The organism is Actinoallomurus bryophytorum (assembly GCF_006716425.1).
Lineage (GTDB): Bacteria > Actinomycetota > Actinomycetes > Streptosporangiales > Streptosporangiaceae > Actinoallomurus > Actinoallomurus bryophytorum.
The window spans coordinates 679,035-696,087 of record NZ_VFOZ01000001.1 but is presented as its reverse complement, the minus strand read 5'-3'; the positions used below and the strand labels follow the sequence as shown (position 1 = coordinate 696,087).

Annotated in this window: 16 protein-coding genes; 8 read left to right on the top strand and 8 right to left on the bottom strand. The window is 69.5% G+C overall.

The annotated features are described in order from the left end of the window. Window positions 1-84: 84 nt before the first annotated feature. Genes FB559_RS03305 through FB559_RS03295 form a run of 3 tightly spaced genes read right to left on the bottom strand, consistent with a single transcriptional unit; the run spans window position 85 to window position 2,607 of the window. On the bottom strand, window positions 85-738 hold the full coding sequence (locus tag FB559_RS03305) for a pyridoxamine 5'-phosphate oxidase family protein (RefSeq protein ID WP_425455046.1): 654 nt from the start codon (window positions 736-738) through the stop codon (window positions 85-87). After that, complete coding sequence (locus tag FB559_RS03300) at window positions 723-2,078, bottom strand: aspartate aminotransferase family protein (protein ID WP_141953105.1); 1,356 nt, start codon at window positions 2,076-2,078, stop codon at window positions 723-725. Before FB559_RS03300 ends, FB559_RS03305 begins: the two co-directional genes overlap by 16 nt. A 28-nt stretch (window positions 2,079-2,106) precedes the next feature. Next, on the bottom strand, window positions 2,107-2,607 hold the full coding sequence (locus FB559_RS03295; protein WP_141953103.1) for an Lrp/AsnC family transcriptional regulator: 501 nt from the start codon (window positions 2,605-2,607) through the stop codon (window positions 2,107-2,109). Window positions 2,608-2,757: 150 nt separating this feature from the next. On the opposite strand from FB559_RS03295, the gene FB559_RS03290 reads away from it, so the two are divergent. Genes FB559_RS03290 through FB559_RS03265 form a run of 6 tightly spaced genes read left to right on the top strand, consistent with a single transcriptional unit; the run spans window position 2,758 to window position 9,613 of the window. Further along, window positions 2,758-4,182 carry a gamma-aminobutyraldehyde dehydrogenase gene (locus FB559_RS03290; RefSeq protein ID WP_221639876.1) on the top strand — a complete coding sequence of 475 codons (1,425 nt, stop codon included), beginning with the start codon at window positions 2,758-2,760 and terminating at the stop codon, window positions 4,180-4,182. 31 nt (window positions 4,183-4,213) lie between these two features. After that, window positions 4,214-5,311 (top strand): ABC transporter ATP-binding protein, encoded by a 1,098-nt coding sequence (locus FB559_RS03285; protein ID WP_141953101.1) that lies wholly within the window; start codon window positions 4,214-4,216, stop codon window positions 5,309-5,311. A gap of 5 nt (window positions 5,312-5,316) precedes the next feature. Then, window positions 5,317-6,537, top strand: a complete 1,221-nt coding sequence (locus FB559_RS03280) for a polyamine ABC transporter substrate-binding protein (protein WP_141953099.1) — start codon at window positions 5,317-5,319, stop codon at window positions 6,535-6,537. A 3-nt stretch (window positions 6,538-6,540) separates the two neighbouring features. Then, window positions 6,541-7,395, top strand: a complete 855-nt coding sequence (locus tag FB559_RS03275; protein WP_141953096.1) for an ABC transporter permease — start codon at window positions 6,541-6,543, stop codon at window positions 7,393-7,395. After that, window positions 7,392-8,219: an ABC transporter permease gene (locus FB559_RS03270; RefSeq protein WP_141953094.1), complete on the top strand. Its 828-nt coding sequence runs from the start codon at window positions 7,392-7,394 to the stop codon at window positions 8,217-8,219. Before FB559_RS03275 ends, FB559_RS03270 begins: the two co-directional genes overlap by 4 nt. Beyond that, window positions 8,219-9,613: an NAD(P)/FAD-dependent oxidoreductase gene (locus tag FB559_RS03265; RefSeq protein ID WP_141953091.1), complete on the top strand. Its 1,395-nt coding sequence runs from the start codon at window positions 8,219-8,221 to the stop codon at window positions 9,611-9,613. The genes FB559_RS03270 and FB559_RS03265 overlap by 1 nt, the downstream gene beginning before the upstream one ends. A gap of 30 nt (window positions 9,614-9,643) precedes the next feature. Here the strand turns inward: FB559_RS03265 and FB559_RS03260 are convergent, their stop codons facing one another. From FB559_RS03260 to FB559_RS03250, 3 genes are all read right to left on the bottom strand, one after another. After that, a complete protein-coding gene (locus tag FB559_RS03260; protein WP_246121327.1) occupies window positions 9,644-10,171 on the bottom strand; it encodes a PH domain-containing protein in 528 nt (175 codons plus the stop codon). Between the two features lie 70 nt (window positions 10,172-10,241). Further along, window positions 10,242-10,739, bottom strand: a complete 498-nt coding sequence (locus FB559_RS03255) for a DinB family protein (protein ID WP_141953089.1) — start codon at window positions 10,737-10,739, stop codon at window positions 10,242-10,244. A gap of 98 nt (window positions 10,740-10,837) precedes the next feature. Continuing rightward, window positions 10,838-11,869, bottom strand: coding sequence for a S1 family peptidase (locus FB559_RS03250; RefSeq protein WP_246121326.1), 1,032 nt, complete (start codon window positions 11,867-11,869; stop codon window positions 10,838-10,840). Window positions 11,870-12,264: 395 nt separating this feature from the next. Between FB559_RS03250 and FB559_RS03245 the strand changes: the two genes are divergently transcribed. Both FB559_RS03245 and FB559_RS03240 read left to right on the top strand, forming a co-directional pair. Then, window positions 12,265-13,521 (top strand): glycosyltransferase 87 family protein, encoded by a 1,257-nt coding sequence (locus FB559_RS03245; RefSeq protein ID WP_141953085.1) that lies wholly within the window; start codon window positions 12,265-12,267, stop codon window positions 13,519-13,521. A 14-nt stretch (window positions 13,522-13,535) separates the two neighbouring features. Further along, window positions 13,536-14,237 (top strand): dienelactone hydrolase family protein, encoded by a 702-nt coding sequence (locus FB559_RS03240; RefSeq protein ID WP_141953083.1) that lies wholly within the window; start codon window positions 13,536-13,538, stop codon window positions 14,235-14,237. On the opposite strand, the gene FB559_RS03235 is transcribed toward FB559_RS03240, so the two are convergent. Then, window positions 14,215-15,384: a DmpA family aminopeptidase gene (locus tag FB559_RS03235; protein WP_141953081.1), complete on the bottom strand. Its 1,170-nt coding sequence runs from the start codon at window positions 15,382-15,384 to the stop codon at window positions 14,215-14,217. The genes FB559_RS03240 and FB559_RS03235 overlap by 23 nt on opposite strands. 11 nt (window positions 15,385-15,395) lie before the next feature. Continuing rightward, entirely contained in the window at window positions 15,396-17,048 is a 1,653-nt protein-coding gene (locus tag FB559_RS03230) for a PucR family transcriptional regulator (RefSeq protein ID WP_141953079.1), read from the bottom strand. Between the last annotated feature and the right edge of the window lie 5 nt (window positions 17,049-17,053).

The following is a 17,053-nucleotide window of genomic DNA, read 5'->3' as shown; positions in this document are numbered from 1 at the left end:
GCGGAGGACTATACATTCAATGTATTCATTGAGTGAATAGATGCGCCGCGAAAGACCGCGAACCTGCCGGGACGGCCGAGCCGGTCAGGTCGCGAGCGCGGTGATGTGGGCGGGCGCGGTGATGTCGCCGGGCAGCGCGGGATCGGGCTCGGGCGGCCGGCGGACCGACTCGATCGGCACGACTCCGGCCCACAGGCCGAGCGCGGCGTCCGGGCCGTCGCCGTCGCCGGGCGGCCCTTCGGCGATCTTCACCGACGCCTCGTCCAGTGACAGCGCGAAGATCGAGGTGGCCGCGAGCTCCTTGCGGCTCGGCCGCCTCGCGTAGTCCCACTGGCCCGGCGCGGCGTGCTCGCTCAGCACCCGGAGCCCGGCGAGCTTGTCGTCGCCGTCGAGGGCGCGCGGCAGCCCGTACACCATCGCGCTGCGGTAGTTCACGCCGTGCTCGAACACCGAGCGCGCCAGCACCAGCCCGTCGACGTGCGTCACCGTGACGCAGACCGTCTGCCCGCCCGCCAGGCTGCGGCTCGCCACCGACCCGTGGAAGTACAGGAAGTCGTCGTCGAAGCCGTACACGGTCGGTACGACCATCGGCGCCCCGTCGAGCACGACGCCGAGATGGCAGACGAAGCCCGCGCCCAGCACCGCGAACAGGGCGGCGCGATCGGAGCGGCCCTGTTCGCGCAGGCGCCGGAGCCGGGTTCGTTCGGTAGGTGACAGCTCCATCAGAGCCTGGTCCACGCCTCCGTCAGCACCGACCGCAGCACGCGCTCGATCTCGTCGAAGTGCTCCTGGCCGCAGATCAGCGGGGGCGCGAGCTGGATGACCGGGTCGCCGCGGTCGTCGGCACGGCACACCAGCCCGGCCTCGAACAGCGCGGGGGACAGGAAGCCGCGCAGCAGCCGCTCGGACTCGTCGTCGCTGAAGGTCGTCCTGGTCGCCTTGTCCTTGACCAGCTCGATCCCGTAGAAGTAGCCGTCCCCGCGCACGTCACCGACGATCGGCAGGTCGTTCAGCTTCTCCAGGGACGCGCGGAAGCCGGCCTCGTTCGTACGGACGTTGTCGAGCAGCTTCTCCTTCTCGAACACGTCCAGGTTGGCCAGCGCGACGGCGGTCGAGACCGGGTGCCCGGCGAAGGTGACGCCGTGCAGGAACGTCGCCGGGCCGTCGTTGAACGGCTCCATCAGGCGGTCCTGCACGAGCATGCCGCCCAGCGGCGAATAACCCGAGGTCAAGCCCTTCGCGAAGGTGATGATGTCGGGCTGGTAGCCGTACCGCTCGGAGCCGAAATAGTGGCCGAGCCGGCCGAACGCGCAGATCACCTCGTCGGAGACCAGCAGCACTCCGTGGCGGTCGCAGATCTCCCGCACCCGCTGGAAGTAGCCGGGCGGCGGCGGGAAGCAGCCGCCGGAGTTCTGCACCGGCTCCAGGTACACCGCCGCCACCGACGACGGGCCCTCGCGCAGAATGGCCCGCTCGATCTCGTCGGCGGCCCACTGCCCGAAGCGCTCCAGAGAGTCGCCGTGCTCGGGCGCGCGGTAGAAGTTGGTGTTCGGCACCCGTACCGACCCGGGGACCAGCGGCTCGAACGGCGGCTTGATGTCGGCCAGGCCGGTGATCGACAGCGCGCCCATCGTGGTGCCGTGGTAGGCGATGTCGCGGCTGATCACCTTGTAGCGGCCGGGCTCGCCGGTCAGCTTGAAGTAGTTGCGGGCCAGCTTGAAGGCCGACTCGACGGCCTCCGAGCCGCTCGTGGTGAAGAACACCCGGTTGAGGTCGCCCGGAGCGAGGTTCGCCAGCCGCTCGGCCAGCTCGATGGCGTTGGGGTGGGCGTAGGACCACAGCGGGAAGTAGGCGAGCTCGCCGGCCTGGCGGGACGCGGCCTCGGCGAGCTCACGCCGGCCGTGGCCGATCTGGGAGACGAACAGGCCGGACAGCCCGTCCAGGTAGCGGCGGCCCTTGTCGTCGAAGACATAGGGCCCCTCGCCGCGCACGATGACCGGCACGTCGCCGTCCTTGTAGGCCGACATACGCGTGAAGTGCATCCACAGGTGCCGTTTGGCCGCGTCCTGCATGTTCATGGCGCACACCCTCCTGGCGCTCGGGGGCTCACCTGGTCCCCCAGGAATAGATCTGCTTGCGGAGCTTGAGATAGACGAAGCTCTCGGTGCTGGTCACGGTGGGTAGGGCACGGATACGGCCGAGGAGCTCGAGCAGATGGTCATCGCTCTCACAGACGAGCTCGGCCAGCAGGTCGAAGGACCCCGCCGTGATCACCACGTAGTCGATCTCGTCCATTCCGGCGAGCTCGTCCGCGACCTTGTCCAGGTCGCCCTCACACTTGACACCGATCATCGCCTGCCGCAGGAAGCCCAGGGACAGGGGATCGGTCACCGCGACGATCTGCATCACGCCGGACTCGAGCAGCCGCTGGACGCGCTGGCGTACCGCGGCCTCGGACAGGCCGACGGCCTTGCCGAGCGCGGCGTACGAGCGGCGTCCGTCCGCCTGCAGCAGCTCGATGATCTTCTTTGATGTCTCGTCGAGGGTCACACCTGAGCGCCTCCCGTTCGGTTGTGGTCGTACGGGGGGCGGGTGTTCGTCGGCCATCGAGTCCCTCCTCGATGCGACATCGTGTCATCTATGCCTGGATTGTCAAGGATTCCGTCGTGAAATCGGATTGTAACAACGGAATCCCTTGTTTTAGGTGTTTTGGTCTGACATGGTCGGGGCCATCCGAATCACGGTCGGAGGTCGAGGGTGACCCTGCGAAACTTCGTCAACGGTGAGCACGTCGACGCCAAGGACGGGCGTACGTCCGACGTGGTCGACCCGAGCACCGGGGACGCCTACGATCAGGCCCCGTTGTCGGGACCCGCGGACGTCGACGCCGCCATGACCACGGCCGTCGCCGCGTTCGAGGGCTGGCGCGACGCCACGCCTTCGGAGCGGAGCCTGGCCCTGCTGCGCGTCGCCGACGCCGTCGAGGCGAAGGCGGAGGAGCTGGTCCAGGCGGAGTGCCGCAACACCGGCAAGCCGCTGCAGCTCACCCGGGACGAGGAGATCGGCCCGATGGTGGACGAGTTCCGGTTCTTCGCCGGCTGCGCACGCCTGCTGGAGGGACGGTCGGCGGGGGAGTACATGGCCGACCACACCTCCATGATCCGCCGTGAGCCCATCGGGGTCTGCGCGCAGGTCACGCCCTGGAACTACCCCATGGTCATGGCCACCTGGAAGATCGCGCCGGCGCTGGCCGCGGGCAACACGGTGGTACTCAAGCCCTCAGATACGACTCCGGTCACGACGCTGATGCTCGCGGAGATCGCCGCGGAGTTCCTGCCGCCGGGTGTGCTCAACGTCGTCTGCGGCGACCGCGACACCGGCCGCGAACTGGTGGGCCACGCGATTCCGCAGATGGTGTCGGTGACCGGCTCCGTACGCGCGGGCAAGGAGGTCGCCAAGCAGGCGGCCGAGACCCTCAAGAAGGTCCACCTCGAGCTGGGCGGCAAGGCCCCCGTGATCGTCTTCGACGACGCGGACGTCGAGAAGGCCGCCGAGGGCATCGCCGCTGCGGGCTACTTCAACGCCGGGCAGGACTGCACCGCGGCCACCCGCGTGATCGCCGGTCCCGGTGTGCACGACGACTTCGTGGCCGCCCTGGCCGAGCAGGCCCGCGCCACCAAGGTCGGCCCGCCCTCGCAGGAGGACGCCTTCTACGGGCCGCTCAACAACGCGAACCAGCTCGCCCGCGTGAGCGGCTTCCTGGACCGCGTTCCCTCGCATGCCGAGGTCAGAGCCGGTGGCGAGCGCCTCGGCGACCGCGGCTACTTCTACGCGCCGACCGTCGTCAGCGGCCTCGCCCAAGGCGACGAGATGGTGCAGAACGAGATCTTCGGCCCGGTCATCACCGTGCAGCGTTTCGGCGACGAGGACGAGGCGCTCCGCTGGGCCAACGGAGTGGACTACGGACTGGCGGCGAGCGTGTGGACGAAGGACCACGGACGCGCGATGCGGATGGCCAAGCGGCTCGACTTCGGCGCCGTGTGGATCAACACCCACATTCCGTTCGTGTCGGAGATGCCGCACGGCGGCTTCAAGCACTCGGGGTACGGCAAGGACCTGTCGATGTACGGGTTCGAGGACTACACGCGTATCAAGCACGTGATGAGCCACATCGGAGCCTGACGTGACGGAAACGAAAGAGGCGGATACCGCCATGAGCACCGAGCTCGCCGCGATCGAGCTCAAGGGGATCGTCAAGACGTTCCACTCCCACGGCGACGCCGTGGCGGCGGTCAAGGGCGTCGACGTGTCCATCGGCGAGGGGGAGTTCTTCTCCCTGCTCGGCCCGTCCGGGTGCGGCAAGACCACGACGATGCGCATGATCGCCGGGTTCGACGAGCCGACCGAGGGCGAGGTCTTCCTGCACGGCCAGAACGTCGTGGGCGTGCCGCCGAACAAGCGCGACATCAACATGGTGTTCCAGTCCTACGCGTTGTTCCCGCACATGAGCGTGTTCGAGAACGTCGCGTTCGGGCTACGCCGCAAGGGCGTCTCCAAGGACGAGGTCGCCCGCCGCGCCGGCGAGATGCTGGAGATCGTCGACCTCAAGGGCCGGGAGAAACGCCGGCCGCGCGAGCTGTCCGGAGGCCAGCAGCAGCGCGTGGCGCTGGCCCGTGCGCTGGTCAACCGGCCGCGAGCGCTCCTGCTGGACGAGCCGCTCGGCGCACTGGACCTCAAGCTCCGTCAGGCCATGCAGGTCGAGCTCAAGCGCATCCAGCGCGAGGTCGGCATCACGTTCGTGTACGTGACGCACGACCAGAACGAGGCGCTGACGATGTCGGACCGCATTGCCGTGATGAACGACGGGCGGATCGAGCAGCTCGGCTCGCCCCGTGACATCTACGAACGGCCCGCGAGCAAGTTCGTGGCCGGTTTCATCGGCACCTCCAACGTGGTGACCGGGACCGTCACGAGCACCGGCGGAGGCCGGGCCGTCATCGAGCCGGGCCCGGGGGAGCGCATCGTGGTCACCCAGGACGTCTCACCCGGTGACGAGATCGAGCTGACCGTACGGCCGGAGAAGATCGACGTCCGCTCCGATCCCCCGGAGGGCGACGGCTGCGCGCTGCGCGGCACCGTCAACGAGGTCGTCTATCTCGGCATGTTCACCAACTACAACGTGACGACCTCGACCGGTGCCGAGGTCGTCGTCTTCGTGCAGAACGTCTCCTCCGCGGACGACGTCGCCACCCGGGGGGACAGCGTCTGGCTGTCGTGGGATCCACGCCACTCCTACGTGATCGGAGCCTGACACATATGAGTACAAACCCCGCGTTCCTGAGAGGTATGACGAGCAGCCGCCGCGACGCCCTGCGACTCTTCGGCCTCGCGGGCGCCGGCATCGGCCTCGCGGCCTGCGGCGTCAAGGGCCAGAAGGCCGCCCCCGCCAAGCAGGACGACGTGCAGAAGTACTGGGCGGACAAGACCAAGCACGGCCACGTGAACTTCGCGAACTGGCCGTTGTACATGGACAAGGGCCGCACGCCGCTGAAGGCGTTCACCCAGGCGACCGGCATCTCGGTGACCTACCGCGAGGTCATCCAGGACGACCCCCAGTGGTTCGGCAAGATCGCGCCGCAGCTCCAGGCCGGCCAGTCGATCGGCTATGACCTCATGGTGGTCACGAACGGCGTGGAGTTCACCAAGCTCGTCGAGCTGGGCTACCTGATCCCGCTGGACCACTCCAAGCTGCCGAACTTCACCAAGAACGCGGACCCGATCTACAAGAAGGAGTCCTTCGACTCCGGGAACGTCTACAGCATCCCGTACACGACCGGCATCACGGGCATCGCGTACGACCCGCAGAAGACCGGGCGCGAGATCACGAGCATGCAGGACCTGTGGGACCCGGCGTTCAAGGGCAAGGTCGGGATGATGTCCGACCCCCAGGAGATCGGGAACTTCGGGATGTTCGCCCTCGGCATCGACCCGGAGAAGTCGACCCCGGACGACTGGAAGAAGGCCGGTGTCAAGCTGCAGGAGCAGAAGGACAAGGGCATCGTCCGCAAGTACTACGAACAGGACTACATCGACGCCCTGACGCGCGGCGACGTGTGGATCACGATGGCCTGGTCGGGCGACATCTTCCAGCAGAACCTCTCGGAGAAGTCGGACCTGAAGTTCGTCATCCCCAAGGAGGGGGCGACGATCTGGACCGACAACCTGATGATCCCCAAGACCGCCGAGAACCCGGTCGACGCACTCATGCTGATGGACTACCTCTACCAGCCGGATGCCGCCGCCAAGCTGACGGAGATCATCAACTACGTCACGCCGGTGCCCGCGGCCAAGGACGTCATCGCCGCCGACGCGGCCAAGGCGACCGGGGCGGACCAGAAATCGCTCCAGGCCGTCGCCACCAGCCCGCTGGTCTTCCCCTCCGAGGCCGACTACGCCAAGCTGCGCCACTACCGCAGCCTGACGCCGGCGACGGAGAAGGAGTACAACGCGGTCTTCCAGCACATCACGGCGGGTTGATCGATGCGCAGACGTCTCGCGCCGTACGCGTTGATCCTGCCCGGAGGGCTCTGGCTCGCCATCTTCTTCGTGGTGCCGATGGTGGTGATGCTGTCCTTCTCGCTGATGCAGGGTGACGTCGTCAACGGTTTCCGGCTCACCTGGCACTGGCAGAACTACAGCGAGGGCCTGTCCACCTACGACGACCAGCTCATCCGGTCGTTGATCTACGGTGTCCTGGCCACCGCCGCCTGCATCGTGCTCGCCTACCCGGCGGCGTACTGGATCGCGTTCCGCGGCGGCGCGCGCAAGACGACGTACCTGTTCCTGATCCTGCTGCCGTTCTTCGTCTCGTTCGTGCTGCGGACCTTCTCCTGGAAGTTCCTGCTGGCCGATGACGGCATCATCCTGTCCCCGCTGAAGGACATCGGGCTGCTGCCGCAGGACTTCCACGTGATCGCCACCGGCTTCGCGGTCGTGGCCGGCCTCACCTACAACTACCTGCCGTTCATGGTGCTGCCGATCTACGTGGCGCTGGAACGGGTGGACCCGAAGATGATCGAGGCGGCGCAGGACCTGTACGCCTCGCCGACGCAGGCGTTCGTACGGGTGGTCTTCCCGCTCTCACTGCCGGGGGTCTTCGCCGGAGTGCTGATGACGTTCGTGCCGGTCAGCGCCGACTACGTGAACTCCACCGTGCTCGGCGGCACCAACAACACGATGATCGGCAACATCATCCAGAACCTCTATCTGGTCAACACCGACTATCCGCAGGCCGCGGCGCTGTCCTTCACGCTGATGGCGATCCTGCTGCTGGGGATCTTCCTGTACGCGAAGGCGCTCGGCACCGAGGACGTCCTGGAGGTGGCCACCCGATGACCGCCACGACAGCCGAGCGGAAGACGGCGGCACCGCGCAGACAGCGCGGGCGCTGGTCCGACCGGCTCCTCTACGGCTACACCTGGGCCATCATCATCTGGCTGTGCCTGCCCATCGCGGTCATGATCGCGTTCGGGTTCAACAACACCAAGGGCCGGCTCAACCTGACCTGGCAGGGCTTCACGTTCAAGTGGTACGCCCAGCTGTTCTCGGTGCCCGACCTGACCACGGCGCTGGTGAACTCCCTGACGATCGCGCTGATCGCCACCCTCGGCAGCGCCGTGCTCGGCACGCTGATCGGGCTGGCGCTCGGCCGGTACCGGTTCCGCGGGCAGGGCACGCTGAACCTCGTGCAGTTCGCCGCGATCTCCGCCCCGGAGACCGTGATGGGCGCGTCCCTGCTGTCGTTCTTCGTGCAGCTGAACGTGGGACGCGGCTACTGGACGATCGTCGTCGCGCACATCATGTTCTCGCTGTCCTTCGTGGCGGTGACCGTACGGTCACGGGTGCTCACGCTGGACCCGGCCATCGACGAGGCGGCACGCGACCTGGGGGCCGGCGGCTGGACGGCGTTCCGGCTCGTCACCCTCCCCATGATCTTCCCCGCGGTGCTGGCCGGATCGCTGCTCGCGTTCGCGCTCTCGATCGACGACTTCATCATCACGAGCTTCAACAGCGGGTCCACGCTGACGTTCCCGCTGTGGATCTGGGGTGCGCAGAAGAACGGCCTGCCGCCGCAGGTCAACGTGATGGGCACGTTGATCTTCGTGGCGGGCATCCTGCTCGCGGTCGGCAACGCGGTGATCGCACGCCGGCGTCGCTGATGGACGTGCTGAAGGCGCTCGCCGAGGCCGAGCCCACGCCGTTCTGGCTGGCCGACCCGGCGGCGCCCGAGCCCGCCGCGGCGCTGACCGGCCCTGCCTCCTGCGACCTCGCGGTCGTCGGAGGCGGGTACACCGGGCTGTGGACGGCACTGCGCGCCAAGGAACGCGACCCGTCGCGCGACGTCGTCCTCGTCGAGGCCGACGTGGCCGGCGGTGCCGCCTCCGGCCGCAACGGCGGGTTCTGCTCGGCCAGCCTCACGCACGGGCTCGGCAACGGCTTCGCCCGCTGGCCCGGCGAGATGCTCACCCTGGAGCGGCTCGGCCGGGAGAACCTGGGCGGCATCGAGGCCACGCTCGGGAGATACGGCATCGACGCCGAGTTCGAGCGGACGGGCGAGCTGGACGTGGCCACCGAGGACTGGCAGCTCGCCGAGCTCACCGAGCTGGCCGAGCGCGCGCGTGACGCCGGGCGGAACCTGGAGTTTCTCGACGCCGGCGCCGTACGGGCCGAGGTGGACTCGCCCACCTACCGCGGTGCCCTGTGGGACCGGGACGGCGTCGCACTGGTGCACCCGGCCAAGCTCGCGTGGGGCCTGCGACGCGCGTGCCTGGAGGCCGGGGTCCGGATCTTCGAGCGCACGCCGGTACGCGCCATCGACGATGAGGGCCGCTCGCTGCGGCTGCGGACGCCGTACGGATCGATCACCGCGGCCAAGGTCGCGCTGGGCACCGGAGGGTTCCCCGCCCCGCTGCGGCGGCTGCGGCATTTCATCGCGCCCGTCTACGACTACGCGCTGGTCACCGAGCCGCTGACCGACGCGCAGCTGGCCTCGGTCGGCTGGCGCAGCCGTGCGGGGGTCGGCGACGCCGGCAACCAGTTCCACTACTACCGGCTGACCGCCGACAACCGGATCCTGTGGGGCGGCTACGACGCGATCTACCACTACGGCGGCGCGGTCCGCGCCGAACTCGAACGCCGCCCGGCCACGTACGCGCTGCTCGCCGAGCACTTCTTCACGACCTTCCCGCAGCTGGCCGGGCTGCGTTTCAGCCACGCGTGGGGCGGCGTCATCGACACGTGCAGCCGGTTCTGCGCCTTCTTCGGGACCGCGCACGGCGGGCGGCTGGCGTACGCGGCCGGCTACACCGGGCTCGGCGTGGGCGCCACGCGCTTCGGCGCCGACGTGATGCTCGACCTGCTCTCGGGGGAGGAGACCGAGCGGACCCGCCTGGCGATGGTCGGGTCCAAGCCGGTGCCCTTCCCGCCGGAGCCATTGCGGTACGGCGCCGTGCAGCTCACGCGCTGGTCGATGGCGCGGGCCGACCGCCGTGAGGGGCGCCGCAACCTGTGGCTGCGCGCACTGGACGCCATCGGCGCCGGCTTCGACTCCTGAGAGTCGGTGCTGCTCGGTCGCGCTCGCCGCTCAGTCATCGCCGTGGCCGAAGGCCACGGCCGAGATGTCCAGGTAGATCGCTTCGGGCTCGGGGACGTACTCCACCTTCGACAGCGCCTGGTCCTGGCCGGCGGACTCCAGGACGATCGTGCCGTAGCCGAGCATGCGGCCCACGATCGTGCGGTCCACCGTGAGGTCGGTGACCTTGGACAGCGGCATCATGTCGACACGCCGGGTGACGATCCCGTGCACGAGCATCACACGGACTTTGGTGACCGCGAAGAACTCATCCGACCACTCGAACACCTTGAAGGCGAGCCGGCTGGTGACCGCGAGGAACCCGACCCAGATCAGGGTCAGGATGGTCGACTGGTGGACCACCGCGCTGAGCACCCCGGCCAGGATGAGCGCGCCGAAGCTCTCAAGCACGTAGCGCAGGAGCATGGCGGGATGCCGTCGGATCAGTACCGAGTCCTCGTCCATCTCCTGCGGCAGGAGGTACTTCTCGAGGTGGTGCGGATCGACGTTCCGTACGGTGAGGAATCCCGGGAGCGGCACGTCGGCACTGTAACCCGGGATCACCGCCGAAGTGATCCATTTGTGCGGCGCGCCGAGGCCGGAGCCGGTCTCAGCCGCCGGTCACGCCGTCGAGCATCTCGCGCAGGATGTCGATGTGACCGTTGTGACGGGCGGTCTCCTCGACCAGGTGCACGAGGATCCAGCGGAGGGTGACGCGCTCCTGGCGGCGTTCGACCGCCGCCTCTGTGTCGAGGCTCAGTGACCGGACGACCTCGTTGTTGTGCGCGCACTGGCGCTCGTACGCGGCCAGGAGTCCGGCCAGCGGCGTGCCGTCCGCCTTGAAGTCCCCGTCCGGGTCCTCCGCGGACCACGGCAGGTCGACCGCTTCGCCCAGCAGCACGTGATCGACCCAGTCCCGCTCCACCCAGTAGAGATGACTGACGAGCCCGGCGATGGTCATCAGGGGTGAGGAGGCGAGCAGTGGCCGGTGGGCGAGATCCTCGGCCAGCCCCTCGGTCTTGACGAAGACGGTGGCGCGATGCCAGTCGAGCCAGGCGATGAGCATCGCGGCCTCATCGGCGGCGCGGGGCACTTGGATGCGTTCCATGACCGGCGATCCTCCCGTGACGGGCGCGTCCCCCGCAAACAGGAAAACCCCCGGGAGGCGCGTGGACCGCGTCCTCCCGGGGGTTTTCAGGCGGGGATCTAGTAGACGCTGACGCCGTACGTGCTCAGCGCCTCGGTGACGGGCTGGAAGAAGGTCGTTCCGCCGGAGCTGCAGTTGCCGCTGCCGCCGGAGGTCAGGCCCAGGGCGACGGAACCGGCGTAGAGCGAGCCGCCGCTGTCGCCACCTTCGGCGCAGACGGTGGTCTGGATCATTCCTCGGACCGAGCCCTCGGCGTAGTTCACCGTGGCGTTGAGCGCGGTCACGCGGCCTGAGTGGATGCCGGTCGTGCTACCACGCCGGGTCACGGTCTGACCCACGGTGGCGTTGCCGGCCGAAGCGATGTCCTGGCTGCCGACCGTGCCCGACGGAGTACCCGTCGCGGTGTAGCGCACGATGGCGAAGTCGTTGTTCGGGAAGGAGCTGCTCTGCGTGTTGCCGAGAACCGACGTGTGACCCGAGTTGGAGTACCACGTCGAGGCGATGTTCCCGCAGTGCCCGGCGGTCAGGAAGTAGTACGTGCTGCCGCTACGAACGTTGAAGCCGAGTGAGCAGCGGTACTGGCCGCCGTAGATGGCGTCGCCGCCGCTCAGCTTCGTGGTGAACGTGCCGGGCACGTGGTTGACGCGCACGGCGCTGCCGAGCGACTTGGCGGCGGAGGTGACCTGGGCGAGCTTGGCGCCGGTCACCGTGCTGTCGACGGACAGGACGACCTGGTCCGTGGCCGGGTCGACCGCCCACGCGGTGCCGGGCACCTTGGCCGAGCTCTCGAGACTGGACGTGGCCTGCTGCAGCTGGGCCCCGCTGAGAGCGACGGTCTTGGGTACGGCGCCCGCGGCGCGTACGGCGTTGGCGTCGGACGTGGAGGTGACGGTGACGACGAGCTTGTTGGTGGAGTGGTCCATGTAGGCACCGGCGGAACGGGATCCCAGCTGGCCGGCCAGCTTCGTGGCGAGCTGGGACGGGTCCGGTTGCGAGGCGGAAGCCTGCGCGGATGCGGCGAACAGTGTGCCGCCGACCAGCCCGGCCGCCGCGACGATCAGTCCGGCGCGTCGGGGTGCAGAGAACCTCACTCGAGCCTCCCTCAGGGGGTGGCGGGTGCGCCCCGATGGCGCACCCGAGGGATGGCTTGGCACGGCGGGGCTCGCCTCGACGGACGGTCTGGGGGCGTCCGTTCCGGCGGGACCGAGAACCGAGTACCTTGCCTGCCCGAGAGAGTCACGCATCTAGTAAATTTTTGCAAGATTCCTTGTAAGTCCGGTTTTGGCCACAGAAAGCAGATTCGGGTGCTTACCTGGGGTGTTGAAAGATCTACCGGACCCTCGGTCCGCGCCAGGAGTCACGCCGCATACGACCGGTGACCTTCTGGCCGCGGAGAGAAGTCAAAGGGCAAAGGGAACCTGAGAGTTCGCTGTATTTAGCCGGGGCCGGACAGACGTCGTGTCCGAATGTGAGAGCCTGGCTGACGATGGACCATCCTTATTACACAGCATTCATCCTGGTAGCAGGCCTGATCGCGGGTGTTCTGGCGCAGTGGCGCGGCTGGCGGCCCTCACTGTGGACCTCCCTCGCCGTGGGCGTCGGGCTGCGGCTGATCCTTCTGGTCTTCGCGGCGGCCGATTCCTGGCAGCCCGTCGACTTCTACGAAGGATTCAGGCCGGCGGGATTCGCCATCCTGCATCACCAGGATCCGGTGCTCGCGACACAGGGCTCCTGGCATTTCCTGCCGATGATCCCCTACCTGTACGCCCTGACGCTCGCACCCGGGCTCCCGTGGGAGGTCGCCGGACGGGTCTGGACGCTCCTCGCGGACGTGGTCCTCATCGGGCTGGTCGGCAAGCTCGCGGGCCGCAAGTACGGACCGATGGCCCGGTTCCAGTACGCGACCAACCCGATCGCCCTGATGGTCGCCGTGATCCACGCCCAGGTGGAGCCGGTCGCGCTGGTGTTCCTGGTCGGCGCCTACATCGTGGCGCGCGCCGCCCGTCCCGCTGACGGCCTGACGAGCCGAGGGGCCATGTACGCCGCATGGGCCGGGGCGCTGTTCGGGTTCGCGCTGTCGGCCAAGAGCTGGCCGATCGTCCTGCTCCCGGTCCTGCTGGCCATGCTGCCCACCTGGCGGCAGCGGCTGTACGGCCTGTGCGCCGCCGGCGCCGTGCCGGTCTTCTTCCTGGTGACGCTGCCGCTCGTGGTGGACACCTCCTGGAAGAACATGCTGAACGTCGCCCGCTACCTCGGCGAGGTGCGGCCCGTCGTCGGCGAGTGGGGATGGACCGCCGTGCTGACGGGCGGCGACGAGAAGCTCGTGCCGCTCGCGGCGACCATCGGCCAGGTCATCCTGTACTCAACGATCGCGCTCGTCATGTGGCTGTGGTGGCGTTCCGACCGGATCGACCAGACCTCGGCGATCCTGCTCGCGTTCATGGTCGTGACGCCGCGGATGGGCTCGCAGTACCTGCTGTGGTTCGTGCCCTTCCTGTGCGCACGCCCGACGCGCTGGAGCCGCCCGGCGATGGCGCTCGGCGCCGTCTGGGCGGGCATCGGCTACATCTACCTCACGCAGTTCGGCGACAACGGCTGGTGGACGAACCACGAGTGGTGGTCGATCAGCTCGATCGCCGTGATTCCGTTCCTGGCCCTGGCGATGCCCTGGGCCCGCCGCGTGCCGCGTCCGGCGGGCGAGCTCTCCGTCTCCGAGACCGAGCTGGTCACCGCCACGACATGATCTAGGGTGCCGCCATGGCATCTCGTGTTGAGCAAGTGGCGGTATCCGGTGGCGCGTACGACCTGACGGTGTGGCCACCGGACCGCGGGAGCGGTCCTGGAGTGCTGCTCATCCCGGAGATCTTCGGCGTCAGCGACTACATCGAAGCGGTGGCCGAGGATCTGGCCGGGCTGGGGTACGTCGTCGCGGCGCCCGACCTGTTCTGGCGGCTGCACCCCGGCTGGCGGGCGGCGCACGACGAGGAGGGTGTTCGCAGCTCCCTCGAGCTCGCCCAGCGCTTCGACTTCGAGCAGGGCGTCGCGGACAGCGCCGCGGGCCTGCGGCATCTCACCGACCTGCCCGAGGTCGGCGGAGAGGTCGGCATCGTCGGGTTCTGCCTGGGCGGCTCGATCGGCTACTTCCTCGCGGCCCAGAACGCCGCGGCGGCCGTCGTGTCGTTCTACGGCTCGGCCGTGCCGGACCGCCTGGAGCTCCTGGACGCGATCGAGCGCCCGCTGCAGTTCCACTTCGGGGGCGATGACCCCTACATCGCGCGCACCGAGGTCGCGAAGGTCGAAGAGGCCGTGCGGACGCGGGCGAACGCCGAGATCCACGTGGAGGAGCGTGCGGGCCACGCCTTCCACAACCGCATGGCGCCGATGTTCTACGTGCCGGAGCCGGCCGCACGGGCCTGGCGGCGCACCGAGGACTTCCTCAGCCGCCACCTGCCCGTGTGAGAGCGCCCAGGAGGCGCTCCGGATCCAGGGCGTACGCCGTGACGCCGTCGCGGCCGGTCATCGTCTCAGCGGCGAGCAGGGCGTTGATCACGGCCTCCTCGGTGGCCTCGATCACGCCGTGGAAGAGCGGGTCGATGTAGGCGTCGGCCAGCGCCTCGACCTGGAGCACCCGCGGGGGTTCGGCGCCCCGGGCGTCGGTGGGCAGCCGGCCGCGGTTCGCGGTGGAGAAGGCGAGGAAGCCGTCGCCACTGGAGTTCTCCCCGGCCCCGCCCGTACGCGCGATGCCCAGGCCGGCGCGCTGGGCGAGCCGCCGGCACTGGTGGGGGAGCAGCGGCGCGTCGGTCGCCACGATCACGATCACCGACCCGGCCCCCTCGAGCGCCGGAGGCGCCGGCCGTGGCACGTCCTCGATCCGCACCGGGACGCCGTCGACGGTGAGCCGCTCGCGCCTGCCGTGGTTGGCCTGCAGGAGCACGCCGACCGTCCAGCCGCCGTCCACGAGGCGCGAGGCCGTGCCGATCCCGCCCTTGAAGCCGTGGCAGATCATGCCCGTGCCGCCGCCCACGTTGCCTTCGGCCACGCCGGCTCCCGATCCGGCCCGCTCGGCGGCCTCGTACGCCTCGCGCGTGTGCGCCGCGGTCACGTGCTGGCCGTCGATGTCGTTGAGGATGCCGTCCCAGGTCTCGCCGACGACCGGCAGGCCCCAGCCGCTGCGCTCACTGCCCCGGCGGTCGATGTCGACCAGCGCGTCGCGTACGACGCCGACGCTGTGGGTGTTGGTGAGCCCGATCGGGGTGGTGAGCATGCCGCCCTCACGGATCCACGCGGTGCCGGTCAGCTCGCCGTTGCCGTTGAGCCAGTGGAAGCCCGCGTACAGCGGCTCGTCCTGGATCCGCCCGTCGTGCGGCAGCACCACCGTGACGCCGGTCCGCACCGGGCCTTCGCCGATCCGCAGCGGCCCGTCGCCCTCGACGATCGTCGCGTGCCCGACCCGCACGCCCGCCACATCGGTGATCGCGTTCGCGGGGCCCGGAACGCCGGTGCCGATCCGTATGCCCAGGTCGCGGGCCCGGTGGTCGCGAGCTTGGTGGTCGCGAGCTTGGTGGTCGCGAGCTTGGTGGTCGCGGGTTTGGCGGGGGAGGGTCAAGAGCGTTCCCTTCAGCGTTCTCTTCGGACGGAGTCCAGGGCGAGCAGGGCGACGTGCAGTGACGCGCAGGACTCCACGTCCTCCAGGTCCGCATCGAGGACCCGCTCGATCCGCCGCAGCCGTTCGTACAGAGCCGGGCGGGACAGGTGCGCACGCTGCGCGGCGAGTGCCTTGTTGCGCCCGCTGTCGAGGTAGAGCGCGAGCACCCGTACGAGGTCTCCGCCACGCGCCGCGTCGTGCGTGAGGAGAGGGCCCAGCTCGCGTTCGACGAAGGTCTGGAGCCGCGCGTCGTCGCGCAGGAGGTGCAGCAGCCCGCGCAGCCGCAGGTCGGGCAGGCGGTAGAAGGAGCGGTCGTCGCTGCGCCGCGCGGCCACGTCCGCGACCTGCTCGGCTTCGAGGAACGAGCGGCGTACGTCGCGGATCGACTCGACGATCGACCCGGCGGCCATGACGAAGTCGCGGGCGTGGCCGCGGGGCCGTCCCTCGGCCGATGACGTCACCGCGTGGTGCGCGCGCAGTCGGCGCGCGACGTCGCCGAGCAGCTTCTCGTCCTCGGCACGCGTGGGCAGCGAGGCCAGCACGCCCACTCTGGCCTGCGGTGATCCCTCGTCGAGGGTGCCGACGAGTGCGGCGAGCCCGGCGTCGCGGCAGGCGGCGGCGGTGGCGTCGGCCAGCTCCGAGAGCGGGGGGAGGCCGCCGTCCGTGCCGGTGCGGCACGGGAGCACCACGATGCCGAGCAGGCGCCGCCCGGTGAGCGGCACGCCGAGCGCGCGTGCGCGTGCCGCGGCCTCCTGCGGATCGGAGTAGGCGTGCGCGAGGATCCCGCTGATGATCGAGCCGTGCGCCTGGCGTTCGAGGCTCTGGGCATGCTGTTCGAGCAGCCGCCCGAGCGCGAGCGTGGTCGCGGCGCGCTCGATGAGGACGACGTCGCGCGGGGAGGGCGGCCCGGTCCCGGCGATGATCAGCCGTCCCCAGTCCTCGCCGCGCGCGCCGACGACGGTCACCAGCCACCGCGACGACTCGTCGTAGGCGGTGCGCTCCTCGGTGCGTACGGCGCGGGAGTGCGTCTCCCACCCGGCCAGCAGCTCGGCGGGATCGGCCCCGGCGGCGTCCGCGGCGAGGACCTGATGGGAGAGGTTCTCCAAGATGACCGGCTGCCCGGCGAGGCGTGCCACCTGGCGGATCACGTCGGCGGGCGGCGCCCCGTCCACCGACAGCTGGGTGAAGACCTCGTGCAGCTTCTCCGACGCGCGCAGCTCGGCGAGCTGCGCGTCGATGATCTGTGCGTGCACGGCCTCGGTGACGTCGATGAACGGCGTCTCGCGCGCCCACGCGATCAGCGGCAGGCCGTACTCCTCGGCGGCGGAGATGAGAGCGGCGGGAAGGGCGCTGGCGTACTTGCGGCCGAGCTCCACGATGAGGCCGCTGGCGCCGACCTCGGACAGCTCGGCGACATAGCGCCTCAGCCGCCCGGGCTCGTCGGGCAGGGCGATACCGGTGGTGAGCACGAGCTCGCCGCCGCGCAGCAGGTGGGCGATGTCGGTCACCTCGGCGCTGTGCACCCAGCGGACGCGGGCGTCCAGCCGGTCGGCACCGGCGACGACACGGGGTTCGCCGCGCCGTACGGCGTCGAGACGCAGGACATCGGCCAGAGTGGGCAGCACATTCG